The sequence below is a fragment of the Fervidicoccus fontis Kam940 genome, assembly GCF_000258425.1.
GTDB lineage: Archaea > Thermoproteota > Thermoprotei_A > Sulfolobales > Fervidicoccaceae > Fervidicoccus > Fervidicoccus fontis.
The window spans coordinates 109,318-135,207 of record NC_017461.1 but is presented as its reverse complement, the minus strand read 5'-3'; the positions used below and the strand labels follow the sequence as shown (position 1 = coordinate 135,207).

27 protein-coding genes and 2 tRNA genes are annotated in these 25,890 nt (G+C 39.0%); 14 read left to right on the top strand and 15 right to left on the bottom strand.

Annotated elements, in window-relative coordinates; all coding sequences use genetic code 11:
• Positions 1–80: 80 nt before the first annotated feature.
• The 5 genes from FFONT_RS00705 to FFONT_RS00685 are packed head-to-tail and all read right to left on the bottom strand — an operon-like array spanning position 81 to position 5,308.
• Positions 81–434, bottom strand: a complete 354-nt coding sequence (locus tag FFONT_RS00705; RefSeq protein ID WP_014557288.1) for a type II toxin-antitoxin system VapC family toxin — start codon at positions 432–434, stop codon at positions 81–83.
• On the bottom strand, positions 431–634 hold the full coding sequence (locus FFONT_RS00700; RefSeq protein WP_148683452.1) for a hypothetical protein: 204 nt from the start codon (positions 632–634) through the stop codon (positions 431–433). Before FFONT_RS00700 ends, FFONT_RS00705 begins: the two co-directional genes overlap by 4 nt.
• A gap of 54 nt (positions 635–688) precedes the next feature.
• Complete coding sequence (locus FFONT_RS00695) at positions 689–1,117, bottom strand: transcriptional regulator (RefSeq protein WP_148683451.1); 429 nt, start codon at positions 1,115–1,117, stop codon at positions 689–691.
• A gap of 58 nt (positions 1,118–1,175) precedes the next feature.
• Positions 1,176–2,411 carry an ABC transporter permease gene (locus tag FFONT_RS00690; RefSeq protein WP_014557285.1) on the bottom strand — a complete coding sequence of 412 codons (1,236 nt, stop codon included), beginning with the start codon at positions 2,409–2,411 and terminating at the stop codon, positions 1,176–1,178.
• A complete protein-coding gene (locus tag FFONT_RS00685; RefSeq protein WP_014557284.1) occupies positions 2,408–5,308 on the bottom strand; it encodes a COG1361 S-layer family protein in 2,901 nt (966 codons plus the stop codon). Before FFONT_RS00685 ends, FFONT_RS00690 begins: the two co-directional genes overlap by 4 nt.
• Positions 5,309–5,598: 290 nt before the next feature.
• On the opposite strand from FFONT_RS00685, the gene FFONT_RS00680 reads away from it, so the two are divergent.
• The 5 genes from FFONT_RS00680 to gapN all read left to right on the top strand — a co-directional run bounded on the left by FFONT_RS00680 (position 5,599) and on the right by gapN (position 11,725).
• Positions 5,599–6,990, top strand: a complete 1,392-nt coding sequence (locus FFONT_RS00680) for an APC family permease (protein WP_014557283.1) — start codon at positions 5,599–5,601, stop codon at positions 6,988–6,990.
• 61 nt (positions 6,991–7,051) lie between these two features.
• Positions 7,052–7,735 carry a cysteine hydrolase family protein gene (locus tag FFONT_RS00675; RefSeq protein ID WP_014557282.1) on the top strand — a complete coding sequence of 228 codons (684 nt, stop codon included), beginning with the start codon at positions 7,052–7,054 and terminating at the stop codon, positions 7,733–7,735.
• Between the two features lie 48 nt (positions 7,736–7,783).
• The gene (locus tag FFONT_RS00670) at positions 7,784–8,554 is read left to right on the top strand and encodes an alanyl-tRNA editing protein (protein ID WP_014557281.1); all 771 of its coding nucleotides are present in this window, start codon (positions 7,784–7,786) and stop codon (positions 8,552–8,554) included.
• A 73-nt stretch (positions 8,555–8,627) separates the two neighbouring features.
• On the top strand, positions 8,628–9,563 hold the full coding sequence (locus tag FFONT_RS00665; protein ID WP_014557280.1) for a GNAT family N-acetyltransferase: 936 nt from the start codon (positions 8,628–8,630) through the stop codon (positions 9,561–9,563).
• 641 nt (positions 9,564–10,204) lie between these two features.
• Positions 10,205–11,725, top strand: a complete 1,521-nt coding sequence (gene gapN / locus FFONT_RS00660; protein WP_014557279.1) for an NADP-dependent glyceraldehyde-3-phosphate dehydrogenase — start codon at positions 10,205–10,207, stop codon at positions 11,723–11,725.
• A 416-nt stretch (positions 11,726–12,141) separates the two neighbouring features.
• On the opposite strand, the gene FFONT_RS00655 is transcribed toward gapN, so the two are convergent.
• The gene (locus FFONT_RS00655; protein WP_014557278.1) at positions 12,142–13,446 is read right to left on the bottom strand and encodes an APC family permease; all 1,305 of its coding nucleotides are present in this window, start codon (positions 13,444–13,446) and stop codon (positions 12,142–12,144) included.
• Between the two features lie 161 nt (positions 13,447–13,607).
• Between FFONT_RS00655 and mtnA the strand changes: the two genes are divergently transcribed.
• Positions 13,608–14,702: an S-methyl-5-thioribose-1-phosphate isomerase gene (mtnA, locus tag FFONT_RS00650; RefSeq protein WP_014557277.1), complete on the top strand. Its 1,095-nt coding sequence runs from the start codon at positions 13,608–13,610 to the stop codon at positions 14,700–14,702.
• Positions 14,703–14,766: 64 nt separating this feature from the next.
• Positions 14,767–15,093, top strand: coding sequence for a hypothetical protein (locus FFONT_RS00645; protein WP_014557276.1), 327 nt, complete (start codon positions 14,767–14,769; stop codon positions 15,091–15,093).
• Positions 15,094–15,145: 52 nt separating this feature from the next.
• Here FFONT_RS00645 and FFONT_RS00640 read toward each other — a convergent pair whose 3' ends face one another.
• Positions 15,146–15,493: a chromatin protein Cren7 gene (locus tag FFONT_RS00640; protein ID WP_193803440.1), complete on the bottom strand. Its 348-nt coding sequence runs from the start codon at positions 15,491–15,493 to the stop codon at positions 15,146–15,148.
• 178 nt (positions 15,494–15,671) lie between these two features.
• On the opposite strand from FFONT_RS00640, the gene eno reads away from it, so the two are divergent.
• Positions 15,672–16,964, top strand: coding sequence for a phosphopyruvate hydratase (gene eno / locus FFONT_RS00635; protein WP_014557274.1), 1,293 nt, complete (start codon positions 15,672–15,674; stop codon positions 16,962–16,964).
• A gap of 129 nt (positions 16,965–17,093) precedes the next feature.
• Here eno and FFONT_RS00630 read toward each other — a convergent pair whose 3' ends face one another.
• Positions 17,094–17,762 (bottom strand): Snf7 family protein, encoded by a 669-nt coding sequence (locus FFONT_RS00630; protein ID WP_014557273.1) that lies wholly within the window; start codon positions 17,760–17,762, stop codon positions 17,094–17,096.
• A gap of 154 nt (positions 17,763–17,916) precedes the next feature.
• Between FFONT_RS00630 and FFONT_RS00625 the strand changes: the two genes are divergently transcribed.
• From FFONT_RS00625 to FFONT_RS00610, 4 genes are all read left to right on the top strand, one after another.
• A tRNA-Pro gene (locus tag FFONT_RS00625) sits at positions 17,917–18,018 on the top strand.
• A 39-nt stretch (positions 18,019–18,057) separates the two neighbouring features.
• Positions 18,058–18,297 carry a hypothetical protein gene (locus tag FFONT_RS00620; RefSeq protein WP_014557272.1) on the top strand — a complete coding sequence of 80 codons (240 nt, stop codon included), beginning with the start codon at positions 18,058–18,060 and terminating at the stop codon, positions 18,295–18,297.
• A gap of 12 nt (positions 18,298–18,309) precedes the next feature.
• Entirely contained in the window at positions 18,310–18,987 is a 678-nt protein-coding gene (locus FFONT_RS00615) for an endonuclease III domain-containing protein (RefSeq protein WP_014557271.1), read from the top strand.
• Positions 18,984–19,490, top strand: coding sequence for a hypothetical protein (locus FFONT_RS00610; protein ID WP_014557270.1), 507 nt, complete (start codon positions 18,984–18,986; stop codon positions 19,488–19,490). The genes FFONT_RS00615 and FFONT_RS00610 overlap by 4 nt, the downstream gene beginning before the upstream one ends.
• A 28-nt stretch (positions 19,491–19,518) precedes the next feature.
• Here the strand turns inward: FFONT_RS00610 and FFONT_RS00605 are convergent.
• The 6 genes from FFONT_RS00605 to FFONT_RS00580 form a co-directional block, all read right to left on the bottom strand.
• Positions 19,519–19,648: transfer RNA gene (locus tag FFONT_RS00605), tRNA-Met, on the bottom strand.
• Positions 19,649–19,698: 50 nt separating this feature from the next.
• The gene (locus tag FFONT_RS00600; protein ID WP_014557269.1) at positions 19,699–19,980 is read right to left on the bottom strand and encodes a PqqD family protein; all 282 of its coding nucleotides are present in this window, start codon (positions 19,978–19,980) and stop codon (positions 19,699–19,701) included.
• A 9-nt stretch (positions 19,981–19,989) separates the two neighbouring features.
• Positions 19,990–20,460, bottom strand: a complete 471-nt coding sequence (locus FFONT_RS00595) for an OB-fold nucleic acid binding domain-containing protein (RefSeq protein ID WP_014557268.1) — start codon at positions 20,458–20,460, stop codon at positions 19,990–19,992.
• A 191-nt stretch (positions 20,461–20,651) separates the two neighbouring features.
• Positions 20,652–21,041: a hypothetical protein gene (locus tag FFONT_RS00590; protein WP_014557266.1), complete on the bottom strand. Its 390-nt coding sequence runs from the start codon at positions 21,039–21,041 to the stop codon at positions 20,652–20,654.
• Complete coding sequence (locus tag FFONT_RS00585) at positions 21,019–21,837, bottom strand: NAD(+)/NADH kinase (protein WP_148683450.1); 819 nt, start codon at positions 21,835–21,837, stop codon at positions 21,019–21,021. Before FFONT_RS00585 ends, FFONT_RS00590 begins: the two co-directional genes overlap by 23 nt.
• Before the next feature lie 248 nt (positions 21,838–22,085).
• Positions 22,086–24,341: an STT3 domain-containing protein gene (locus FFONT_RS00580; RefSeq protein ID WP_158308275.1), complete on the bottom strand. Its 2,256-nt coding sequence runs from the start codon at positions 24,339–24,341 to the stop codon at positions 22,086–22,088.
• Positions 24,342–24,673: 332 nt separating this feature from the next.
• Between FFONT_RS00580 and FFONT_RS00575 the strand changes: the two genes are divergently transcribed.
• Positions 24,674–25,060, top strand: a complete 387-nt coding sequence (locus FFONT_RS00575) for a hypothetical protein (protein WP_014557263.1) — start codon at positions 24,674–24,676, stop codon at positions 25,058–25,060.
• On the opposite strand, the gene FFONT_RS00570 is transcribed toward FFONT_RS00575, so the two are convergent.
• Positions 25,057–25,407, bottom strand: coding sequence for a hypothetical protein (locus FFONT_RS00570; protein ID WP_014557262.1), 351 nt, complete (start codon positions 25,405–25,407; stop codon positions 25,057–25,059). The genes FFONT_RS00575 and FFONT_RS00570 overlap by 4 nt on opposite strands.
• Before the next feature lie 201 nt (positions 25,408–25,608).
• Between FFONT_RS00570 and FFONT_RS00565 the strand changes: the two genes are divergently transcribed.
• Complete coding sequence (locus FFONT_RS00565) at positions 25,609–25,884, top strand: hypothetical protein (RefSeq protein ID WP_014557261.1); 276 nt, start codon at positions 25,609–25,611, stop codon at positions 25,882–25,884.
• Positions 25,885–25,890: the final 6 nt, after the last annotated feature.

The following is a 25,890-nucleotide window of genomic DNA, read 5'->3' as shown; positions in this document are numbered from 1 at the left end:
TTCCTCATTAGCCATGAACATCAGCTAATTAGCTCAGTTTTTTGTAATGAATTTAAAAACAGTTTGTCTAGGCTTGCAATTTATTTTTCCAGCTTCAATTTGAGCCCTAAGTCCTTTTGCCTTTCGAAATCTTTATCTTTCGTCATGAGCTCTAAGTTTTTTGCTATAGCTACAGAGGCGATCAAGAGATCCGCATCACGTATGAGATTTTCCTTTTCCTTGAGGGCATCGTATAATTCGCAGTACTTTAATATTGCTTCATTATCTAAGCTTTTAAGCTCGTAGCTTTTCTCCAAAAGCTCTTTAACCATTACTCTCTTCTCAGGAGCTATACCACGAAGCACTTCTATTAAAGTTATTGACGAAATGGCTCCTTCCTCGTAGACTCCCTTCTTTACATCCTCAATCAAAACACTTGTATCGATTAGCCTCATCTCAGCTTGAATCCCTCTCTGAACTCTCTGCTGGATCTTTCAATTCCCCCTAAATCTTCAGAGCTTATTATCTTCCTGAGCTTATTGAATGCTTCTTCAGCCTTGCTCCTTTTAGCTTCCCTGTATAGCTTTTTTTGGATCTCGCTCGGGTTCAAAAGCATGAACCCTGTCTTCAGTCTAGGAGAAGGAATGAGCAGCATCTTCCCTTCTTCCAGAGCTCTTTGTCTCACTGGTTGCTGAGGAAAATGAAAAAATTACTCTAATAGCTTCTTTATCTCTTCGATTTTTTGCTTCACTAATTCAAGTCTTTCCTTGCACTTTTCCTCTTCGCTGCTCTTTACAAGGATTTCGGGAACTATGTTGCTTAAGCTCCCTCCACTCTTTACCAATTGCTCGTAAGTTTCTTTAACCATCTTTCCAGCATCTGTCTTTCCTGAAAGGTGGTTTCTTATAGTTGCTTCAGTCCTTTCAAGCTCTTCAGCTATCCTCGATGCCGGAATTCCCGCTCTCTCCCTAGCCAGTGCTCCTGCAGCAACTATCAGAGAATCAAGCCATGTCAATTTGTCTTTCGTTTCAAGAGCCTGCTGAAGGACGTCTTCTCTGAACAAAGTCGCAATAATAAGAGCGAGTTCAAGTTTTCTGATCTCTTCCTTCCCCACAGGCTTTAGTGGTACTTCTGACATTCTCTCACCAAATAAATTATAATTATTTTTCTCTATATATTTTTTACATTTAAAAAACTCATTCATATCTCAACGCAACAGCGGGAGGGATCCTCGAGGCCATATATGCAGGCAAAATCCCTCCTACTACTCCTACAAGTATTGTCAATCCAATTGAAGTTATGAATAAATGTGCAGAGAACAGCGGATGACTGTTTATTACAACTGTGTTTGTTCCAGCCCTTATAGTCATTCCACTTCCTCCAAGCACAAATGAACCTGCAACTCCGAGCAGACTGCCTGCAACGGCTGCTATAAAGCTCATGAGAGTTGATTCAGATAATATCATTATTATGATTTCCCTGTTGGTATATCCTATCGACTTCATTACGCCTATCTCTTTCGTCCTTTCAATGACTGAAGTAACCATGGTCGCTGTTGTCCCAGCTATTGCAACGGCAAATGCAGAAAGTGAAGCTACATAATTTATATAGTTTACTGCTCCAGTTATGCTTGAAACTATATCTGCAATTGCACTGAAGGAGATCACAGAAACCTTATTTCCATAGGTGCTCTCTACGGTGCTGACAAAATCCTTCACGTAGATAGGATCACTCACCTGTACTAATATGCCGCTCCAGCTGTTTAGACCTAAAAGCTTCTGACCCGCATCAGTATCTAAGAATATTGTCTGGTCTGGGCTGAAGATAAGAGCGCCCCCATATTCTTTAAGCACTCCGCTTACAATTACGTTTACTGTTTTGTACTGAGGGATTCCGTTAGTGATTTTCGTAAAAACTTTTAATGGTACCACATCGCCCACTCCATATTCTAAATTTCCATTTTGGTCGTAGGCGACTTTATGCCCTATTAATGCATCAAGCACATCTCCCTGCGAAGGAGCGCTTCCCTCCTCGATTTCCAGCCCTCCAATCGCATGTAATACGAAGTTCACATCCGTGCAGTAAATATAAATTTGCTCTTGAGAGTTGCCCACTGTGACTGTTGCTTGTGTCAAGTAATATGGCACGGCATTTACAACATAACTGAACGACTTGAAGTAGCTCAGATCGCTAGATGTCAGAGTATAATCTGAAGACGGAGTTATCATTATGTTGTTTTGTCCGAGGCTCGTCACTTGATTGAGGATGTATTGAGAGTACCCTCCTACTACAGCTCCCATCATGACAATTACTGCTGGGCCTATAATTATTCCTAGAATAGTCAATATGCTCCTTAGCTTCCTGCTTCCGAGGGACTTAACTGCCATTTTATAGGACATTCCCAAAAGCGAGAAAAACCTTTTGATGCTCATTCTGGCAACCTTTTTTCAATGTCTTTTTGGTGAGTCTTATACATTCTATAAATTATGTATCCTGCACCAAGCAGGAAAATCGCCACGATGAATAATGCTATAATATATTCTTCAGGCATTTCGCTGGTCGAGGTTGTAGTTGTTGCGGAAGTTTCGTTCACCTGTTGGTTGATAACAGAGAGCTGTAGCGTTCTATTGATATTTTCATTGAAGGCGTTATAATAGCTTATTGTTATGTTTACAATCGGGACATACTGAGAAGCTGGGATATCGACCCTAAAGGCATACTGTGAGCTTGGATCTATGTCTCCAACAAAATAGCTAGAAGTCTGTTTTCCTGTGCTCCCAACAACTTCAACCCTGTAAGCGGTTGATGAGCCGTAATTTATCAATGTTCCCGTCACCTTTATGTCATTGCTGCTGTATATAGCTTGTCCGCCGGTCAAAGCTATATCTATGAATGGCTCAATTGACAGCGCCAAAGAGGTAGTGAAGCTCTTTGAATTTCCCTGAGGATCTTCATAGCTTATTTGGATGTTCAATGGCGCGACTCCATAGTTTATAATTGTTGAAGCACCGGAAAAGGACTGAGCTCCAAGCGGATTGAATGCAAAAGTAACTGGGAAGCTCACATTGCTGTTTGGAGGAATTTCTTTTATGTAGAAGACAGATGGCGTAGCCAAGAGCAGTGAGGATGATGCACCTGAGGTTATTGTTGAGGGAGGAGATAAAGTTACATATACATTATAAGCAGGGCTACTTCCGTAATTGCATATTACAACGGTCATGTTGGTGTATCTGCTCCTTATATCGAGAGACCCAAATACTTTAACGTCAATGTACCTAATGTTCCCAAGCACTGGAATTTGAAAGCTTATTGAGGTATTTCTAATGTTCCCCCAAGCATCAACGAAGCTGAGTGTTGCATTTGCAGTGTAAATTCCTGTACTGTTAACATTTATGTTCAGAGGGAATGAAAATGTAATAGTACTTCCCTTCTGAATTCCTGACTGCTGGGTACTAGACTGCTGAGAGCTCGAAAGCACTTGCTGGTAGTATGCCTGTAGGCTCTGAACTGTAAGCTGAGATGGAAGAGAGACTGAGGGAGTATATGGAAGGATGGAAAATACTGAAGTATTTGTGTTTGAGTACGTGATCCCCGGGGGTAGGTTAACGGTTAAAACGGGGTAATTCATAGAATCGTATCCCAAATTCCTTATTGTAAGCCTGAACTGATCGCCGAGGGAAAAAGTGTCAGCGGAGCTTAGTGGAAAAGACGAGTCGACTACCTCTAATGTATTGCTTTCCCCAGTTATATTAAGCTGTACTCGAAATAAATTGAAGAGCCTTGAGCCCGGACCTCCTGTATTTGCTATGTAGTCAACCAAGAGTGTAGCATTGTAAATCCCCGGAGGAATGTTGCCTACATTAAATTTAAACTGAAGAGTAGAAGAGGAATAGCTTTGCAAGATAGTGCCGTAATATGCACTTGCATAATTGCACCCGTTGCTTTCAAAGCCGCTTGGAAGGAACAGTGTGGCATTTATACCGTTGATTGAGAATGGAAGCCTATTTGCTATCTGTACAGTATAAATGGCGTTGTCTGTGTTTGGATAAACTGTGTAGCTGCTAAGCCAGCCGCTCGATATGAGAGAGACCCCTGTTCCGTTGCTTACTCCTACATAATTCTCAATTCCTACAAAGCTAGTGAAGTTTGAAAAAATTACTATGTATGCGTTGTTTCCTAAATTTATCATATAAGAAACATTGAAGTGTACAGGAACTTCATTTTGGGAAAGAAGCTGAGAGAGAGAAGTTGAGTTTATGTCGAAATAGAACGAAAGAGTGAATGTTCCCCCAGTTGAAATGCTTCCATAGTAAGAGTCGATGTTCGAAATCGGAATGAAGTACTCAGAATTTGCTGTGCCGTTCACAGAAAAAATCGGGTATTGACCTGTATTTAAAAAGGTTGCACTGAGTTGCACGTATCTGGAATTCTCATAGACGGGCTGAGGTGATGCTGCTCCCCATTTTAGGCTTAGAAGATTTAGCTCATAATAGTAGGAGGGAATGCTCTCCACCTGAACTGTAAATGTAATGGTTCCCTGCGCGTCATATCCAACTCCGTCCTGGGTGGACATTAACGCGTTTAAGGTTATAGAAAAAGTGTAATTGCCGGGCGAGAGGCTTTTATCGATATTTATTCCTGAAAAAGAGATCGTCGTTCTTGAATTGCTCTGAAGGGTTCCAATCTGAATGCTTCCGCCTGTATAGACAAACCCGCTTGGAAGCGAAAGAGAAGCAACCGCAGAATTGATCGTACTGTTACCATCGTTTTCTATCGTGATTTGAAGCTGCGTATTCTGAGTCCCAGGATATCCCGCTGGATTCCACTGGGAAGAGACAACTTTAACCATCAAAGGGGGATATTGAGAGACTGTAACGTAAATTGTAAAGTAGTCAGTCTCTCTTGTTGTGGAATTAATGGTATAAGATAAGGAGAACCCAATAGGGTAAGTCCCGGGAGAGACATCGCTATTAACATTTAAATAGTACTCAAAATACACCACATCGCTAGCATTTATAAAATAAACCTGGTTCCCATACAAATCTCTCGCAGCTGATGAATACCCGCTGTTTGAGCTCGGGGAAAAACCGGGTGGCAAACTGCTCAAGTTTCCTATAGCATTACTGGCATTTACGTTAAAGAGAACTTCTATCCTCAATTGGGCATTTTTGCTCCCGGGATAAACAGGAGTGTTTTGAGAAGAAACGAAATTAATTGAGTTTATTTGAGTGTTTGTTGGTTCAGAGGTTTGTGCTTCTGATACAATTATGGCAAAGGATGCAGCAATAATAATGATCGATAGAAGATAGAAAATTTTTCTGTAGAACATAATAATCAGCTCTTCTCAATAATTCTACATAATACCATTATTGATGTTATCTAAAATCAAATCGGATTAATATTTTTTAACTTTATATAAGTACAAAAATTCGATTCAGTATTATAATCATAAATGAATTGTTTAGAAATTTTTGTTAATACTTTACATTTCCATATTTTATGAAACATATTACTATTCTAATTAAAATAAAACCATAACTATTGTTTATTTTTTAACAGTTTTGTTTATAAATATGATTTTAAAATATTTTAATAAATATATGGAAGGAAGGTGGACTTATGGAAGAAAAAAATAAAGAAGCGCAAAAGTTAGAATTGAAAAAGGTCCTTTCTTTCTGGATGATTTGGGGTATTGCTGTCGGAGCCGTAGTCGGAGACGGGATTTTCACCTTTACTGGATATGCGGTCGCTTCGGCCGGTTCATCTGTAATTATTGCATATCTTATCGCGGGAATTACTCAAATGGCTTTAATGCTATCATTCGGCGAACTTGTTGTATGGAAACCTTCTGCTGGAGGACCAAGTATTTGGGTAAAAGAGCTATTGGGAGAAAAATGGGAGTTGGTGTCTTCTGTCTCATACAGCATTGGGTGGATAATTGCAGGAGGTTCTACAGGATTAGCTACTGGAACTTATGTCTATTGGCTTCTTGATTACGCCGGTATTCACTTGGGAAATATAACGTTATGGGTAACTGTTTTTGCCATTCTGTTTAATGTAATCTTTGCTATAATGAACATACTTGGAGTTGATATTGCAGCAAAAGCTCAATTGATAATGGTTTTGTTTCTAGTGGCGATAATGGTAGCTTATGCAGCATTTGCAACTCCTCATATCAATTTTTCTTATTTTAAAGAAAACTTTATGCCTAACGGATTTTTCGGTTTTCTTGCCGCAATTCCTATAGGTGTCTATGCGTATATGGGAGCTTCAACTATAATATTTTCAGGTGAGGAAGCTAAAAGACCAATAGATATATCTAGGGCCCTTTTTTGGTCTTCACTGACCTTTATAATTCTTTACAGTTGGGATTTGGTTTGTGCGGTTGGCACAATTCCATATAACGAAGTTGTCGTTTTTTATCAAGCGCTATATTCTACCTCTGCAGAGAGATTATGGGGACCTGCTGGAGGGCTGATTATCACTTTTGGAGCTTGGCTCGCTGCCGCTACTTGCATTCTAATGGGGACAATGTACCAGCCCCCTAGAAATTTATATGATCTATCAAGGAGAGGATATAAAGTACCCAAGTGGTGGGGATATCTTCATCCTAAGTACAAAACACCGACTTATGCTACTTTATTCGTATTAGTAATTTCCATCATATTAATAATTTTAGGTGCAATGGCCGGACAAACGACAGTGTATGCTATGCTGGGGTACTCTCTCGTTTGGGCTTGGGCAGTTTCTTGGATATTTACACTTGCTGCTGCTATTCAACTAAGGAAAAAGCATAAAGATGTTATAGAAAAACTGCCCTGGAAAGTCCCGCTATGGCCTCTCACGCCTGCTTTTGCAGTTATCAGCCTCGGTTTAATTTTCTTTGCAATGATTTTAGATATGTTTTTGTCCTATGGGGCTCTTACGGCTTTTGTTACAATATTAGGAAATCTGACATGGACAATATTGCTCATAATTGCTACAAAATATATTATTCCAAAGAATAAATAATTTTTTAATAATAAAAAATTTTTAATATGTTATATTAATTAGAATATATTAGGGGATACCATTGAAAGAACCTACTTTTAAGAAATATCAAAATTTATATTATAAATTCATTCCAGAAGGAGATTTTTGGGAAAAGATGAAGCCAAAAAAAGATAAAGTTGCCCTTGTAATAGTCGATGTCCAGAAGGGATTTTTAGAAGAGGCAAAGATGATAAAAGAAAAGCATGGACACGCATATCTATATGATAGACTCGTCCAAGTCACTATACCCAATATAAAAAAGCTCCTCGATTTTTTCCGAGAAAATAAGCTTCCTGTAGTGCATGCTGTTATAGGAAGTTACAGAACGGATGGAAAAGATAGGTCTCCTGTTCAATCTAGACCTGGATGGAATTATTCGCTTCAAATTATAGGAACTTCTTCGCAGGAAGAGGTTGATGAATTAAGACCGCTAAAAGACGAAATAGTTGTTTACAAAACTACTGACAGCGCACTTAATGGAACTTCCTTGGGACATATTCTTAGATGGATGGGAATTGAACATGTTGTAGTTACTGGAATTGTCACGGATCAATGCGTTGCAGGAACGGTGAGAGATTTAGCAGATTGGGGTTTCATAGTTTATGTAGTAGAGGATGCAACAGCTGCAATTTCGCAAGAGTACCATGAAATGGAATTGAGGATAATAAACCAAATTTATGCAAAGGTAGTAAGCACTGAAGAAATTATAGAAGATTTGAAATAAGTTAAATATCTTTATTATTTTTTTAAAATATACCTTGAGTGGTAGAATTTGGTTAATTTAAAAGAAGAAGCTAGGAAATTTAGCCCAACTGAAAAGGTTTACCTGGAAAATTCCTACTTGAAGGAAATAAACGCCAATCTTTTATCAATTTTAATGGAAAGCAAAAACAAAGCATACCTGGTCTTTGACAAGACTATCTTTCATCCAAAAAGCGGAGGACAGGAGAGCGATACCGGAACAATTTATGATAACGAGAGGCTTTTTGAGGTGAAAAAGGTTTTGGAAGTTGATGGTGTCGCGTTTCATTATGCCAATATACAAAAAAACAGCGGAATACAGGAAAAGGGGGAGATTTTTAGACTAAAGCTTGATTGGGAGAGAAGGTACAAAATCATGCGATCTCATACTGCAGGTCATATTCTTGACTACGCTGTTATGAAAGTTACTGGAAAAAAGGTAAATACAATCGAAGCCAATCATGCCAGTATCGGATCCTACATAAAATATGAGCATATAAACTTGAGTCATATTCAACTGGAAATGATAGAAAAAACAGCTAACGAAGCGGTCAAAGCGGGCATAAGTGTAAATGTCAGATATGTTAAAAGAGAGGAATTGGAAAAATTTGTATTTAATGCACCAAATCTAGAGAGGTTGCCGGATGTTGGAATATACAGGATCGTTGAGATACAAAATATCAACTCCATTCCATGCTCCGGCACACATGTAAAGAATACAAGCGAAATCAACTATATCAAGATAAAAGGCGTAAAAGAGGAAGATGACGGAACTGTTATTTTTTATGAAACAATTCCATAAATTTAATAAAAGGGAATCTATTTTATCTTAATTGAGCTTTGATAAATAACTTGTATATGCTGAATGTGAAAGCATGGAAAATTTGGAATTAGAAGATAGTTTTTCTAAAAAAGAAAATTCGATGAAGAACGTTATCGTTAGGAAGGCAAGAATTTCTGACGTGGACCGCATTTTCAAAATATATAGTGAAAACATCGAATATTTGGATGAAGAGAGCAAGAATTGGCTGAAAAGCATAATTAAGAAAAAGAGCAGAAGGGCGAGGATATATGTCGCATTAAAAAGAAAGAAACTTGTAGGGTTCATAATATTTTATAAAAAAAGGAAAGAAGCATACATTGATGCTTTTGCGGTGGATTCTCGCTATAGAGGATTGGGAATAGGAAGGAAACTGTTGAATTGTATAGAGCAAACTCTTGAGCTTGAGGGAGTAAAAAGGATATATCTCTCTGTGAAAAACGGAAACAATAATGCTTTAGGATTGTACCTGAAAAACGGCTACAAAGTTACTAACATTGTATTTATTTTAGAAGCTGGATTGGATAATTTAAATGGAAAGCTTGGAGAGCTTGAGGGCTTGAAGCTGAAAGTTGATAGCGTAAAAAAGCATAATGAGATAAATTCGAAGATAAAGCTCCTGGACACATCAATATGGAGCAATTTGACTTGGGATATCGATGATTCTATATATAAAATCAGCAAGGAAGAAGCTACATATATTACTATATATAGCGGGAAAAGGCTTATAGGAGTAGCAAGGGCGCATATAGATAAAAATAAAGTTGTAATCGAGAGATTAGCGCTTTCTTATTATAAAGCTACTGATTCGTTGATAACAATAGCAAGTGCTATAAAAACCAAAATAGCCTTAAAGCCAAAAATGAAAATTCGGATACCGGTGGATTCCTCTAAAGCTTCATTATTGAAAGCGTTGATTGCATTTGGGTTCAAAATAATCAACAGCGAATATGTTTTATGCAAGGACTTCCCTTCTATTGAAGAAAACTGATGCATTTTAACATCCATATCTCTCTCGTTAAAGCCAAAAATCTCCCCCGCTTTTTTATAAGCTTTGGATTTATGATAACCGTGGAAGATGTGACAAAATCTACGGAGAATTATTATGGCTATCCCATAATTAATTCCAAGCGGATCAATCGATCTGATCCCCACAGCCCTTGACTCCGGACCAGCTGCTTTATCGAGCTTCCTCGGATCAACGGCTGCAACCTCTTCAGGTTTGAATTCAGACTCCAATAGGGACGCCTCTATTTTGCACAAGCCATACTGCCCTGTTTTAACCCCTCCGTTGCTATCGCTTTCTACAGGAAGAATAGCTTGTCTAAAAAAAGGAAAGAGATCCGTAGGAGCTCAGTGCAAAGCTTAGATAAGTCCTGTGGTTAGTACTAACATGCCCTTCGTCTCGGACTAGAACTATCTTGAACCTTTAAACATCTTGCATCACTTTTTAAGACGATGCTCATCAATTAAAAAATTTTAAAATTAGTAATTTTTATTTCGCTATAAATTTTTTACTAAAACGCATTGCCTTTTCTGAATATCCTTTTTTAAAAAATGAAAAATAATTTTATATTTTTATATATTTATATGTAATGATAAAAATTAATTATAAAAATCAAGGTAAACATCATGAATAAAGACGACAGAGACTTCTTTTCAGATATTTTTGAAGAAAATAAGTTAGGTAAAAGATATAAGGCTTTTGTGCTTGGAAAGTGGATATTTGGTAGGGAGGAAGAACAAATCTTCTCTCCCATAGATACCAATACTATTGGAACTATACCTAAATTGACATATGATGATATTGAGCCTTATATAAAAGAATTGTATGAATCGGGAAAATGGAAGATAAGGAATACTCCAGGGTATAAGAGAATCGAATACTTAGAGAAAATGGCTAAATTAATTGAAGAACACCGAGAGGATTTTATTGAATCGCTAATGATTGGAGCTGGAAAAACGAGAGATCAGGCTGCCGGAGAAGTAAATGCGAGCATAAACAGGTTAAAGAGTGCTATGCTTGATCTTCGAAAAGTATATGGCGAGTATATCCCTGGTGATTGGGATCAGACAACATTAGAGTCCGAAAGTCTAGTCAGAAAAGAACCTTATGGAATAGTGCTCGCTATCTCACCTTTTAATTATCCCCTTTTCGATACAGTTGCTAAGTTTACATATAGTGTAGTCGCGGGGAATGCTGTTATAATAAAGCCACCAACACAAGTTCCAGTTCCATCATTAATGTTCGCCCGTATTGCAGAAGTATCTGGCTTTCCAAAGGAATCACTCATGGTGCTAACTGTTCCCGGAAGCGAAATGGAGAAAGTGGTTTCAGATCCTCGAATTGGAGTAATTAGCTTAACTGGTAGCAGTGAAACAGGGAAAAAAGTATTGAAAGCGGGTGGAATTAAACGATACATAATGGAGTTAGGCGGAGGAGATCCGGCAATAGTCTTAGATGATGCAGACATAGATGAGGCTTCAAGATTGATATCAACTGGGATATACAGCTATGCAGGACAAAGGTGTGATGCTATAAAAATGATAATTGCGCATCATTCCGTAAAGGATGAGCTAAAGAAAAAAATTGTAGAAAATTTAGCAAAAGTGAAAGTAGGGGATCCAAGGGATCCAAATACCACTATGGGACCTCTTATATCTAAAAAAGCAGTCGAAGAAATGATGAAAGGTATACAAGATGCAGTAGAGAAAGGAGGAAAAATTCTCTATGGAGGAAGGAGATTAAATGGGAACTATGTGGAACCGACACTTATTGAAATAACGGATAAAAGCAAATTGAATAGCCTGCTTCTCTATAAAGAAGAAGTTTTTGCTCCGGTAGCAATAATATTTAATTATGCAAACGAAGATGAAGCAGTAATGCTGGCAAATAATAGGAAATATGGACTTGATGCATCAATATTTGCAAAGGATATAAATAGGATAAGAAAAATCATAAGGTATCTGGAATACGGCGCTATATACATAAATGACATACCTAGACATGGAATTGGATACTATCCTTATGGTGGCAGAAAAGAGAGCGGCATAGGAAGGGAGAGTATAGCCTATAGTATTGAAGAAGTTATGGCTATAAAAGCAATTGTATACAACTACAGAGGGAGAAGGATTTTTGAATACCTAATTTAAAAATTTTTATAATAATAAAAATTATAAGGCAAATAAAAAATATTAATTTTAAATAACTAGAGTAACTTCATAGATCATTTTGCTTTCTAATATCTTTCTATAATTGCTACATCATCATAAATATCAACGACCTTAGCAACTACGTCTATACTGTTAGTTTCACTTGCTATTTTTATATCCTCTTCATGACCTGTGCTTAATACAACATTTACACTTTTGCCTTTGATAAATACCTCCTTTAGAGCATTACTTACAGACTTATATAAATAATACGAAAGCTATAGTTTACTTATATTATAAAAAACTTGATTATAATAATTTGTGAAAAAGCCGATCTTACAGTTAATAAAATGTTTTTATCTTTCAAATTTACAAATTCCTCTAAAATATGAAAAATATAATTTCATTATGGTTTTTTATTTCCTAAAAAAGTAATATATAACATATGCAACAAAAAGGATAGAGAGAGCTATAGCGGATGCCTTAACTTCTTGAAGAGAAAGAGCATATGATGAAACGATTATGATGCTAAAGGACATTATTCCTAAAAAGATTCCTATTCTTCTGCTCAGAAAGCCTGAAGGTGAACTATGCTTAAAGTATATATATGAGATTAGATTTATAGCGTAGGGAATGTTCGTTCCTACTACTAGACCAATTACCATGAACTTATAGAAATACTGTGGAAATAATGAGAAGAGCGAAGAAGTTAAGCTTATAATCACAGTTGACAGGATGTATCTTCCATTCTTCGAGTCTATGTCATAGATTTTTTGAGGTATTATCCCCTTTTCAGACATAGCATAAACGGCTCTGCTGAGGGAGAGGAAACCCACGATCATGGTCGTGAAAATCGCCAATAAAGCGGAAAGCGAAAATAAATATGTAAATATTTTTGTACCTGTGAGCTTTTCCAGCTGAATGGACGCATAAGAAAAAGGTGAGTATGCCACTTCGGGATTGTTCAAAAACTCATTGTACGGAATCAAGCTATGGAGCGACATCACCATAAGAACGTAGATGGCAGCTACAGAAAGGATCGATATTGCGACGGACAGCGGGACGTTCTTTTTTGGATTTTCAACGCTGCTGTAAACGCTCGGTATTGAAGCCCACGCTCCATATGCACCGATTATAATTCCAATGGATGCAAGAAATTTGCTTATGTCGAATTTGTAGTTATTTGATAAATGTATGGGGAGTCCAGAATATGAAAAAACAGCGATTGTGAAAGCAAGTGTAATTGCTAGAAGAATAAACGTCAAGATTTGGTTTACTTTTCCGCTTAATTTCACTCCAAAAATGACTAATAAAGTTGCGAAAAAAATCAGAATGAGAGAGGTCACAATAGAATAGTTTAGAGAAATCGGTAATATATAATACAGATAATAAGGAGAAGTTATCGCGCATATGGTTATGGCAATGGTCCATCCAACGAAAAAGCCTGCGCCGCTGTAGAATGATAAAAACTTAGATAATGCTCTTTTCTTAAATACTTCAAATGGATAAACTGCGGGACCGCCATCGACCTCAAATGCGGAGGACATGTCTGAATAAACAAGCCCAACTGCAATCATCATAATGCCCGTAATTAGCCAAGCAAGGAAGTCCAACCCGTCGTTCAGCCTTCCAGTCGATCCGGGAAAGACAAATATACCTACTCCATACATTCCGCCAATTCCAAGCATTATAGCCTCAAGAAGCGTTATCTTTTTGGACATAGCCGATCAAGAAGTTTTAGAAACATAAACTTATAAAAAAGTATCTACTTATTTTTTAGTATTTTTTTCATTATTTAAACAAAATAAATACAGGCAAAGAGTACTAAATCTATAGCAAATATATTTAAATAAAGATTCAGATAATATTTTTAGCCTATAAGGTGAGTATTTTGAGTGAGCTAGATTCTGTTAAAAAAGAGCTTCAAGAAGTCTTAAAAGAAGTTTCTATCGTTCCTATAGAGTGGAAGGATGGAAAGCTAAGATGGATAGATGTTACATCTCTTCCCTGGGAAGAAAGATATGTTGAGTCAAGCGATATATATAGAGTAGCTGAAGCAATAAAAAGGCTTGAAATAAGGGGAGCACCCGCTATAGGTGTTACTACTGCCCTCGCAGTTGCGATGGTTGCCTACAACTCTCCTAACAATAAAGATGAAATGATGAAAAACATAGAAAAAGCTGTAGAGATCCTCTCTCATACGAGACCTACGGCGTACAACTTGTTTTGGGCTCTAAACATTATGAAGAAGACTTTCTACGAGTCCATTGACCTCAGTCCTCAGGAAATAAAGGAGAAGCTCCTCTCTAAGGCGCTTAAAATACAGATTGAAGATATAAAAAACAATTTGAAGATGGGGGAAATCGGAGAAAAGCTGATACAGGATGGAGATACGATACTCACACACTGCAATACAGGATCCCTTGCTACAGCAGGGCACGGGACTGCCTTAGGAGTGATAAAAACGGCTTGGAAAAATGGAAAGAAAATAAAAGTTATAGCGACTGAGACGAGGCCTCTTCTTCAGGGGGCTAGGCTAACGGCCTGGGAACTCAAGAAAGAAGGCATACCATTCAAACTGATAACAGATAACATGGTCGGAATAGTAATGATGAAGGAAATGGTTCACAAGGTATTTGTCGGGGCAGACAGAATTCTTAGGACAGGTCACGTTATAAACAAGATCGGAACATATGGCATCGCGGTACTTGCAAGCTACCACAAGATCCCATTTTACGCTGTGGCCCCTACATCAACATTCGACCTAACTACTTCTCCTGAAGACGTTATCATTGAAAACAGAGACGAAAGCGAGGTCACAACTGTGCTCAATAAGCTGAGGATTGCACCGGAAGGCACGAGCGCTTATAATTTTGCCTTTGATATGACCCCTCCTGAGTTGGTAAGTGGAATAGTAACGGAAAAGGGGATTGTTGAAAAAGACTACGAATCAAACATTAAAAAGCTGTTTGAGTAAAAACTCTTTCGCTTTTTTCCTTTTAAATCCTATCCATTATATAACTATATTTTAAGGTGGACATATGAACAAGATCACTCTCTATAGAGACTTTTCTATCTCAGGCGTTAAGGCCGAGAGGATGCTGAAGGAAGCAGTATTGGGCATCGCTTTGAAATACGGTCTTAAAACCGAGTTTACTACAGTCCTCATTCCTGGAGAGTCTCCTGAAGAAAATGAAGTAAAAATAAATGAATATAGGATAAGCGCGAATAAAATTTCAAATGCCTCAGGCACAGATGAAATCGAGGATCTCCTTTTAAATATACTCTCAGAGCCATACTTCAGCAAAGTTTTATCTTCTAGCATTGAAGAAGGAAAAAATTTAGAAAGGGGGCTCATACACAACTGAGTTTATTATGAGCGTTTTTGCAAAAAGCGGCAATTTTAAAATAAACGCATGCTTATTCTTCATTAATATCGTCTTCATTGATGATATCCTCTAAATCCAGCTCAATCTCTTCAGGCTTTTGCTTTGGAGCTTCCCCCGCTATCTTCTTCTCCTTCCCTCCTGCATCTATTTCGACTTCTCCCCCTCCGACTTTAAGCTTGGAAATAGCGGCCTTCCAACTATATCCGCAGTTAGGGCACTTATATGATCCCATAACTGTTATTGTGATCCTACCTTTATCATCTGGTAGAGGGGAAACAAAGTTCCAAGTTTTTGTTGGATTTGGAACCTCTGTACCGCACCTAGGACAAACGTTTGGCTTCTTCTCCTTTTTTACCAAATCACAATACCTCCAAGTCATTATGATCAAAAATTGAAAATAATTAATTTTCTTTTTTACACCAAAGTGAACTACCCCGCCCTTACAAAAAGGATCTCTGGCGAAGAGAATGAAAACTTATCCTTAAAATGAAGAGAGAAAAGTTAACTAGGAAAACATTTATAATCCTAATTGCATTTTATAGCTAAAGGTGATTTTTATGATAGACTCTTCAGACTTCGCAATCACAGAAATTAGCGCTTATGAGATCCTTGATTCTAGAGGAGATCCCACTTTAAGGGTATGCGTTTCAACAAAAAAGGCGAGAGGGTGCGCAAACGTTCCATCAGGGCTTTCAAAAGGGAAGCATGAAGTTGCAGAACTGAGAGACGGGATCGGAAAGCTCGGGGGAAAGGGTGTTTCAAAGGCAGTTGAAACAGTGAAAGACTATATCCTTCAAGCCCTTGTTGGAGAAGATGTGAGGGAGCAACAGAAGATAGACAGGATAATGATGTCTTTAGACGGTACAGAAGACAAGAGCAAATTAGGAGGAAACACTATGCTTGGTGTGAGCTTAGCAGTTGCAAGGACGGCTGCAATCCTTACTTCTCAAGAGCTGTATTCGTATTTGGGAGGAGTCGGTGAGTTTATCCTCCCAGTTCCATTTTTGAATATAATAAACGGAGGAAAGCATGCAAGTAGCGGACTCGACTTCCAAGAGTTCATGATCGTTCCAGTAGGGTTTGATACATTTAAAGATGCTATATGGGCTTCTTCAGAGGTCTATCACAAACTGAAGGAGATAATTAAAGAAAAGTACGGCGGAATCCACACTTCTGTAGGAGATGAGGGGGGATTTACTCCTCCAATAAGAGATCCTGAAGCAGCAGTGATCCTGCTGGAAGACGCTATAAAGGCTTCAGGTTACGCAGTCGGGGACAACTTCTACATAGCTATTGACGCTGCCTCGAGTAACTTTTACAACGAGGAAAAAGGGGTATATACGGTAAACGGAAAGAATTACAGAAAAGATGAATTGCTCGAATTCTATCTTAAGCTGATCGATGCTCATCCTGTTAAAAGCATAGAGGATCCCTTCTATGAAGAAGATTTTGAAAGCTTCTCTGAGCTTAATTCAAAATTAAGAAAGAAGGGGGTTCTCGTGGTTGGGGATGACCTTCTAACAACCAATCCAAAAAGGCTCGAAAAGGCTTTAGAAAAAGGGAGCGTGTCTGGGGTCATAGTAAAGCCCAACCAGATCGGCACTTTAACAGAAACCATAAGGTTTTCAGAAATGGCCATGCATTCTGGCATAAAGGCTATTGTAAGCCATAGAAGCGGGGAGACCGACGATCCATTTATCGCAGACCTCTCTGTTGCACTGAGGAATGGAGCAATAAAAGCAGGAGCACCATGCAGAGGAGAGAGGACTTCGAAGTACAACAGACTCATCGAAATTGAATCCCTGCTTTCAGGATACTCCGAGTTTGCTGGGAGAAGGTTTTTTATCTAAAAATTAAATTTTCAATTCTTAGAATGATGAAGGTTAAAAGCTTTGAGCTCATGCAATGATATGAAAACGCTGCTGACTCAGAAAATAAAAAATAAACAAAAAACTGTTTTAATAAAATATTAATTTTTGTTAGTGTTTGTCAGATGCGTTGGCAGATGGCGGCGCTGGCAGGTTCATGCTTCCTCCAGGAAGCTCTGGGAACTGCTCCTTCATTCTCTGCTCTGCAATTGTGGCAGCTTCCTCCATTACCTTCTTTGCTTCATCAGTTACATAGATGTTGTTCATCTGAATTCCGGTGAATTCTCCTAGCTCAGTCACTGTGCTCTGAAGTATCTCGTCGACCTCTCCAAGCTCAAATGCTACTTCTGGCATTATGCCCATCAAGTTGTTTCTAACTTCCTTTACAACTCCTACTACTGGTCCCATCGCGCTTACCAGATCTCCCACATCTCTAACTGTCTCTAGCCTCAATCCGATCCTCTCTAGAGCAAATATTGAGCTCATAATTGTCTTCGCAACTTTCCTTACTTCTGCAACTTCGTTTGCATACATCGCAGCTCTTTCGCTATCCTTTTTAACCTGAGCGTCTACCACTTTTTCAAACAGGCCGTTTGCTCTTTCCTGAAGCTTATTGAGTGTGTATTCAAGCTTGTTCTTTTCAATCCTAATTTTGAACAATGCCATTGTTATTCTGTATCTGACAGGAGGTGGTGGAACTATTCTGTCTTTAATTTTAGACCACATGCCTTCTGAATCTTGCGGAGACCATCTTTTACCAAACTTATCAATAGCGGACATGGTTTTTTTCGCCTAAATAATAATAGTTTATGCTATAGATTTAAAAGGAAAAGGACGTGAAAGTCCGCTTCAATTTTCGTTTTTGAAGGAGTTTAGAAGGAAATATATTAATAAATACTTTTAAACTCTTTTCTTAAAAAATAAGAGTGTCTGGGGGGCCGTCGTCTAGCTTGGTAGGATGCCAGCCTGGGGAGGAACCCCGATATGACAAAACCTGGAACGCTGGTGGTCCCGGGTTCAAATCCCGGCGGCCCCATGCTTGCTTATCTCATACCAAATGGAAGGTGATATGTAAATGAGCGAAACGAAAAATAAGGTAAGATCTATAAGTGTGGTAAAAGTAAAGGATAGAGAAATACCTATTGACGAGAGGCTTTTGAAGGTATTGAGAAAGTACGTGTACACTCAAATGACCCTTGAGGAGCTGGCGAAGGAAATCGGGCTAAACGGATGGGAAGAAGCTTATGAATTCGTCAAGAACGCGCCAGCTTGGCTGATGTGGACTCCATTCACACTCTGGGAAGTAACTGAGTAAAAAGGAAGCTTTATGCAAAAAGACACTAATGATTTTTTAAGAGAAAAGATCAACAAAGCTCTAAGAGATCTGAACTTAGAGAAAGGACAGAGATTTATAGTCAAAGAGGTCAGTAAGAATTTCGACGATCCTTTTTATCTTTTAATTTCAATTATACTGAGCCAGAACACCACCGATAGAAATGCAATTGAAGCTTTTTTGAATTTGGTAGAAAGAGGGCTCGATTTTCGGAAATTGAACTCAATGAGTTTGGGTGAATTGGAGGAAATAATCAGAATTTCTGGGTTGTATAAATCTAAAGCAGAAACTATAAAGAGATTAGCTGGATTTTTATCTAAAGATGAGCTCTTCCTAAAAAATCTGTGCAAAAAGCCTCCTGAAGAGGCACGCAGAGAGCTAACTTCAATTAAGGGAATTGGAAAGAAGACCGCAGATCTTTTCTTATCAGTATACTGCAACATGCCTCTCTTCCCAGTTGACAGGCACATAAAGAGGGTTACTGAAAGGCTTCTGGATAAAAAAATGGACTATGAAGAAGTTAGCCAATTTTGGAGGGAAGTTTTGGATAGAAATCTGCTCAAAGAAGCCCACTACAAGTTAATATACGTAGGGAGGAAATTCTGCAGACCGAAAGGGGAAAAGTGCGATCTCTGTCCTCTAGCAGATATCTGCAGATGGAGGAGCGAGTGAATTTGATTCTCATAACAACGAAAATAAACAGCGAGAATGAGCTGATAAATGAGGTCTTGAGCTTTTTCATTCTGAAAAACGTCAAGTTTGAAGAAAGAAAGGCCGTCTATGGGGGGGTTGTTCTTTTTTTCACTGATTCGCCGTATTTCGCCTATAATCTCTTGATAAGCAGCGTTCTCTCTTATCCTATGAAGATCTACCCCTTGTTGAGCTCAGATGAACTCTTAAAAGTACTGAAAAAGTCGGAGATCTCAGTAAAGTATGTAAATTGTGAAGTAAGAGGGGTTAAGAAGGATCTGTGCAAAGAATTAGAGGAAAAAATAAAAAAAGAGATAAAATTCGATAGAAAAAGCGACATTGTTCTTCATATTCAAGGCATAAAGGATTATTACGGTTATTCCGTTCTTAAAAGAAACTGCGAAAACTATAGCAAACTACTGGAAAATGAAGAGTTGAGAAAATCCTGCTTTTCTTTTATGAGGGAAAAAATCTTAAAGATATAAAAATTTTGGCGGCGGGTCCCCCGAAAGATAGCGGGGGGTGGATTTGAACCACCGACCTCGGGGTTTCTCAAATGTCATTGGGCAACCTTTTATGAGCTTCGCGGGAGCAGAAAGCTTTTCTGCTCCTCCCGCGGGCTACCTGGCTGCCCTACCCCGCTTTTTTTACCCGCCGATATTATTTTATGTTGAACTGGGTTTTTATGTTTTTTTATTTAACTTCTGCTAGTAAGTTGCTCTCGAGTAACTTGGTAATTATCATTGCAATAGGCTCTTCCAATTCATTGACCGGTATGTTAAGCTCCTCGCTTGCTTGCTTTACGATCTCTTCCAAGCTCTTAGTTCCGTCAGAAACTTTCCATATATAGTATACTGCAGCGGACATCTCATATGTGACCTGATTTTCATCCGTTACATAGAACGTATCTTCAGTAGCACCAGTTTCCTCTCCTTTATGCGTGAACTTTTTGCTCTTCAATTCTGCATAGCTCATTTGTTATATTCACCATTCTCTCTTACGAGGATAGTTCCTTCCCTGTCTGTAGTCCCTTCTTCCTCCGCCCTGCCTTCTGCTTCCATATCCTCTATCTTCCATTGGGGCGGTCGGCTCGCTTTCTGGGACTTCATCTTTCTGTGGTACTTCCGAATCGTCTATTTGGGACACCTCTGAACTCGATCCTACGTTCAACTGCACTTTTCCTCTGAAGCTCGTTGTCCATGCGCCTTTAACTTCTACAGCCTGTCCTTCCTGCACGCTTCCCGCTTTATCTCCCCAAAAAGTCGCCTTTATTCTTCCGGTGTCGTCTCCCAGTATCGCTTCGCTTATTGTTCTTGTTCCTTTCTTCGTTTCTATTGTTTTTGTATCGCCCGTTTCAAGAACTCGGGCTTTTATACTAACAGAGCTTTCGCCCTGTTTTAAATCCATTATTTTTTTATTTTGGGGCTCTTCGCCCATATCTTTCTCTTCACTCAAAGTTCATACCTTCCGTTATGTTTTGCGTGAGCTACCCTCTATAGGGCTTTAAGCATCTAGAGAAGGCTTTATGCCGTTCCCGTCATTTGCTCTTCCTGGGGGGCTCACAGCTCCCCTTCCCCATGCTTCAAGAAGTTGCATGGGTACATGTTTTAAATTCAACATATGGAATAATAAGTCTTTTGTTATGATTATCTCTTAATACTTCTATATCTAATTGGCTTGAACTCTATGCCGACAGAGAGGAGCGCTTCCTGAATTTTGTAATCATCTGTGAACACAACAACATTAAAACCTTCGCCTTTTTTCTTCAGCGCGAGATTTATGAGCTTTCTGTCCGCTTTGCTTAACGCCTTACTGAGCTTCTTGTTTAATGATCTAAGGTCGTCTTCTACTTCTTCAATAATTATTCTGTTCGCTGATAAGGTATATTCCAGCTTGCTCTTGTTTTCAAAATCTTTCACTTCATCTACAACTTCCTTCACTGTATAAATTTGGAACGGAAATGACAGGTGCAGTCCTGTCAGGAATGCGCCAGTGTCGAATATATAAACAGTTTTAAAATCTGAAGATTTTTTCATATGTCTGCAACCGCTCAAAGCGAGCAAACCTAATTGGCTTCTCGTACATGTATATTTTTATCTTCTCCTCAGGATCTAAAACTTTTGTTCCGTCTAAAATCACTTTTGAATATTCGATATTTCTCTCTATTTCTATATCAACTGAAGACAAATAGTCCAAAACAACGGGCCTATTCCAGAGTATAGTCGAATTCAAAGGACTCAAGAGTATGGAAGGGTGAGAGAAGTCAACCAGCGGACCTCCGCAGCTAATATTGTAGGCAGAAGAGCCTGATGATGTTGAGATAATGATGCCGTCACCAGCAACTTCGTATAGCTTCCTCCCATTTATGAAGACATTTAGCTCAATTACTTTCATGTGATTCGAAGCTATAACCGCATCGTTAAAAAAGAAGTGCTTTCTCCTTCCCATTTCCAATTTTAATCCCCAGACCTTCTGCTCGACATATGCCCCGTTCAAGAGTCTTTTCAGTATGCTTCTTCCTTGAATGGATGAGGCGTCGTAATAGAAATTTCTCCTCCCGCCCGCAACAGTCGCAATGATCGCGTCATGATTGGTCTCATCCTGAAGAGCATTTAAGAGAGTCCCATCTCCACCTACTATAATGAGCCTGCATGGCTTTTTGCTTTCTACTTTATAGCCATCATATTCAAGAAGGCCTGTTTTTCGATATATGATCTTCACTTCTTCACCTATTTCCCGAGCTTCATTTAGTATCTGATCCGCAATTTCTAATGCTATTTTGCTTGAATAATTAACATATAAAGCAGTCCAATTGCACTCATCCTTTTTCATGCCGAGATCTCCACTGCTCTCCAAATAATTTTTATAATTTTTAAACGAATTTCACGATTGAAAATCCTTTTACCAATTTTTAAATTAACAGCACAGCAATTTCAAGCTTACTTTGTATAATTAATATTTCCAACAATTATCAAAAATATTTTTCGCTAAATTCCAGCCTTTAATGCTAAATGGAAGATGATAAAAAATTTTCAGGAAGACAATAATAACGTAAAACCCTACTTATGGTTTGGAAAAAGTCAGCCTAGCTTATATAGAAATACTGCAACAAATATGTTTGTAGTATTATTGCTGTAAATGCTGTCAGTTATTATCTTCACAGGCTGGAGACCGTCAAGTGGATGATAAGGAATGATGTTGCCCGTTGCATAATCCATGAACTCTACATTGCCCGTTAAATTATTGACCGTCCCAGCTACAATATCTGTGTTATTGAGCATGTATACACCGTCTATCATCATCTTGTAAATTAAAGTGCTCTGAACAAGAGGATTCGTCCAGTTAGGTCCAATAACCGGATAATAGCTTCCTTGGTAAGGTATTGTAGTTACTGCAAAGTAAGGCGAATATCCAGTCAAGTTCACTCTATCAGCTATCCTCAGCATCCAAATAGACTTTGGAATATCCGCGAGCCCTTCTGAGCCTGAGTATATGCTGGTGTACGGCCCAACGACCCAGGTATTGCTGCTCTGCTTATATGCTTCGAAGACATCAAATGTGAGGACATACGTGGCATTCTGAGGAGTTCGCAGCTCATTGAAAGCTATGTTATCTATTTCTGAAATGTTGTCGCTGGTTAAAATTGTCGCGAGGAGCTGTATCTGCGTCTGATTTATCGTTGCTCCATCCGCCACAGTAGCCCTTCCGGTCATGACCGGTATCCAGTAGCCGTAATCCCACCACGTTAAAATAACGCTGTTCGCAGGAGTATCATTTTTGATGTAATCTAGCGTATATATCCAAGCGTCATTCTCCCTCGCCATCCCGATCCCTCCCGAAAGAATTAGCGGGGGAGTTTGTGCATAAGCTATAGTCGTGCTCATTTGAATGAATCCTATGACAACTATCACAATGAGGGCAGCGGACCAAATAGTGATCCCAATGCTGTCTCTATTGACCTTTTGAGATTTCTTTTTCCTCTCAACCTTCAGCTCCTTAAGACCGAAAGCTTTGACCAAGTTGTCTGATATCAGATTTACCACAATGCCTCCTGTAATGCTGAAGGAAGTCGCAACGAACATGAGAAGGTAGGAGGCCTTAAACCCCATGATTATTGAGTACACTGCGAGGACGATGAAGAACATATGAAGCGGTTGCTTCCTCGACTGGAACAATCCGTAGACTATGTAAAAGACTGTAAGTATGAAGGAGAGCCCCACTTCGCTTATCAAGCCGCTCAATGTCATTTCCTGGTGCTCTGAAACTGAAGCCACAAGTGCGTTGTTTGTATTTAGTCCAATGAAGTAATAAGCCCTTCCGGAAATATCGAAGAAGTTGAAGTAAAGCATTATTACTGCTACGACAGCTAGGAACACTAGAAAACCTGAATATATCTTTCTCCATGAGTACTTCTTGAGGAGAGCAATCTTCTTAGAGTACCTGAGCAGAAGGAATGAGAAGGTATATGCGATGCCTCCACCTATTATGAAAAGTCCTGAGCCCTTTATTATGCTCATCAGACCTACTGGGGGAGAGAGAAGTTGGACAATTAGGGTTACTGCTGTAAAGAGCCAAATGGAGTAGAATTCTCTGATCTCAGGCTCCTTTGCAAGGGGGTAAAAAACTAGGAAAGTTCCTATTACAAGGTCAACTACTTGATATCCTCCCCAGTCCCAAGCTACAAGGCCGACTAGAACTCCTGAAATAATGGTATAAATAATTTTTCGCTTTAATTCTCCTTCCTTAAACATAAGCACGAGGAATAGAAATGCCAGCACTATCAGAGGTTGAACCATTCCGAGCTTTACAAAAAATCCTGCAATTGTCCTGTCGAGCATTCCTGGGAGAACAGCTGCCATGAATGCTGAGATGATCCCTGCCATCTCGCCTGTGACCTCTCTTACAAGCAGGTATGAAAACAGAGCTATAAGCGCGCCGGCAATAGGAGGCTGTATAACTACCCACTGCATAACGCTCAGGCCAAATAGCTTCCCTATGGGATATGTAAGAGCGGCGAGCATCATAAAGAGCGGGTAGTCAGAATATGCCAAGTCCCTTCCCCATGGGTACCAAAATATCTGCATGGCGGGATTGCTCTGTGTTAGAGAGTACCATGAAGATATCCCATGCTGAACCATATAGTTAGTCGCGTAGTATGCAATAAAAGGATCTGCTTCATCCAGCATGTAGCCATATTTGAAGACCCTGAGCATTCTTATGTAAAAAGCAGCCGCAGAGATTGCGATTACTATCGCAAGAGATATTAAAGTTTTGTGAGAGTATAGCTTTTCGATGAATGATGCACCGGTTTTAACTGACTTCTGACTTTTGCTCAAATCAAGCAACACCTGCTCAACTGATTCAAATAAACCTTTTATTGATAATATTTTTAACTAAAAATTGCAAATGGCTAGTTATTAAACCTGATTTTTTCCTCAAAAATCAGTTTCTCCGCACTAAAAAATGCCAGATCCGTTCTGATCTCCTCACACTCTAGAGGGCGAGAGGTCCATTTAGAGTGCTACCAAATGAGGTCCATTTAGAGTGCTACCAAATCTTATAAACCTTCATCCCTTCTATAAAATTGCGAGGATTTCAGTTGTAATTTGAGCTTGGGGTTTCCCTTTTAAGTATTCTTTATTTCATAAAAAAATAGTAGGGGAGCAATTTGCAGGAGATATTTGAAGAAAGGTATGAGCTGTTGAAAATTGAGGCAAAAATAGACTACTATCTCGATTTACTAGAGAACGCTTTAAAGAATGTGGAGCCAAAAGCGTCCCGAAGCGTTTCTAGCGACAGCATTTTTGTGAACTCAAAAGAGCTTTTAGATGTAGCCATAATGAAGCTGAACATTGTTAAAAATCTGGTCGTAAAAACCAAGGAGATGCTGGCCATTTATGCTATGCAAGATGCATTAAACGAATTGATGAAGCTGAGGGTTTACTCCTCACAGAAGACAGTCCTTCCTTATATAAATAAAATGGTCAATACTGCAATAAGCGATATAGAATCAAGCATAGTCTCTTTGAGGAACAAGGAGAAGAGTAATTTTTAGACCCTTAAACTTAGAACCCTCCTAATTGGGCACCTCTCAAAATCTTTCATGCAGAGCTCTATTTCATGCTTTGTCAAATATCTTTGAAGGGCATCGCAGAATACGACATAGCCGTTTTTGCTCTTCACAACTTTAAAGAACTCACAGCCCGATTTGGGCTCGTATGAGACCATGTTAAGCATAGGATCAGGTCTGTACTTTTGAATTAGATACTCCTCGTTCTTTCCCTCATCCTTCAATACCTTCGTATAGTACTTGCACCTTGAATAGGAGAGCTCGTCTCCGTCGCAAATGCCTTTCTTTACGATATCAGCCCTCGGCTCCGGGAGGAGGGGACTGTAGCACATACCATTTTTAAAGAAAGGACAGGGAATTGCAAACCACCTCTTCTTCAGACGCGGGTTCGGAACTCATCGACAGATTTGCCTCGAACCTTGAAAGCCTCATCATCAGGCTTTTCCAGTAAGGTTAAAATATATAACTGACTACTGCTAACATTAATAAAAGACTTAGATATTAAAACTTTTGATCGTTTGAGGTGGTTCAAAGTGATCGATTTTTCTGGAAGCAAGGATGCGCAAGGGTTAAGTGAAAAGGACAAATGGATCCAAAAAATGATTAAATCGGCGAAAAAGCATCACAAGCTATGCCCCTACTTTGACAAGAAAACCCAAAAGTGCTTCATAAGGCTCGGAAAGACATGCGACAGGGATGGGAAGTTCGACATGTGCCCAACTTTTATGGAATTCCTCTCCTCGAAGTATGATGAATACGTGAGCAAAAACAAGCCCCTGCCTGTAGACTTCATGGACATTGTGCTTTAGTGCTCA